Annotated in this window: 1 protein-coding gene; it reads left to right on the forward strand. The window is 63.9% G+C overall.

Going from position 1 to position 1,299, the window contains the following annotated elements; translation table 11 throughout:
- Positions 1 to 71 precede the first annotated feature (71 nt).
- Positions 72 to 1,255, forward strand: a protein-coding gene (locus G6020_RS06480; protein WP_152427882.1) for an IS3 family transposase whose coding sequence is annotated in 2 segments (ribosomal slippage) — positions 72 to 336 and positions 336 to 1,255 — 1,185 coding nt in all. Because the reading frame shifts where the segments join, the coding sequence is not laid out codon by codon here.
- Positions 1,256 to 1,299 lie beyond the last annotated feature (44 nt).

Here is a 1,299-nt window from a genome sequence, read left to right on the forward strand (position 1 = left end):
CTGGCCTGCTGCGGTGATCTCGGACGGTGGACCCTCCTAAAGTGAGGGACCTACCGAAATGAGACCCAGCAGTGAGTGCATCACGCAGGCGGTTCAGCCAGGAGTTCAAGGATGAGCTGTGCCAGGAGGTCATCACGACCTCGAAGACGATCAAGGACGTCGCGGTGGCCTACGGCGTGGGCCCCGAGACATTGCGGAACTGGTTGAACAAGTACCGCGAGACCCACGGCGGCACGGAGACCGAGGTGACGCTCGATGAGCGGGCACGACTCAAGGAGCTGGAGCGGGAGAACTCCGAGCTTCGCGCTGAGACGGCGTTCCTGAAAAAAGCAGCGGCTTACTTCGCGCGGGAGCAGCGACCGTGAGCCGATACGAGTACATCGACTCCTGCAGGAACGACCCGTCCGAGACCAACCCGCTCTACAAGATGTGCGCCTGGCTGGCCGTGTCGACCTCTGGGTTCTACAACTGGCTCTCGCGCCCGACCTCGGCCACCGCGGCCCGCAGACAGGCGCTGACGGCCAGGGTGAGGCACTTCTTCGCCGCCACCGACGGCACGTACGGGTATCGGCGGATCCACGCCGACCTGGTCGACGAGGGCACCGAGTGCTCACCGGAGTTGGTGCGTCAGATCATGCGCTCCGAAGGCCTGGTGGCCTGCCAGCCGAGGCCATTTCGGGTCACCACTGAAGCTGACGACGCTGCTGCAGCCGACATGCCTGACCTGGTGGAACGCGACTTCACCGCCGATCGCGCCGGCGTCAAGTTCGTCGGAGATATTACGTACATCCACACGTGGCAGGGGTTCGTCTACCTGGCGACGGTGATCGACTGCTACTCCAAGAAGGTCGTGGGCTGGTCGATCGCCGATCACATGCGCACCGAACTGGTCGAGACGGCGCTGAAGAACGCTGCCGCGACGACGGTGATCGAGCCGCGGGCGATCTTCCATTCCGACCGCGGCAGCGTCTATACCTCGGGCGACTACCGCAAGCTGGTCACGGACCTGGGGATGCGTTCCTCGATGGGCAGAACGGGCGTGTGCTGGGACAACGCGATGGCAGAGTCGTTCTTCTCCGCGCTCAAGAACGAACGCGTCCACCGCACCGTCTACGCCACGAAGCGGCAGGCCAGGCGCGACGTCATCAGCTACATCGAGGGGTTCTACAACACCCGACGACGCCATTCAGCGCTCGGCTACAAGCGCCCGAACGAGGTGCACTACGCTGGCCTCCAGCCGGCAACGGCAGCGTAGAGAAACCATCAACTCCGCTGTCCGAAATCAACGCGGCAGGTCAG

Origin of the sequence: Dietzia sp. B19 (genome assembly GCF_014145155.1) — a bacterium.
Lineage (GTDB): Bacteria > Actinomycetota > Actinomycetes > Mycobacteriales > Mycobacteriaceae > Dietzia > Dietzia natronolimnaea.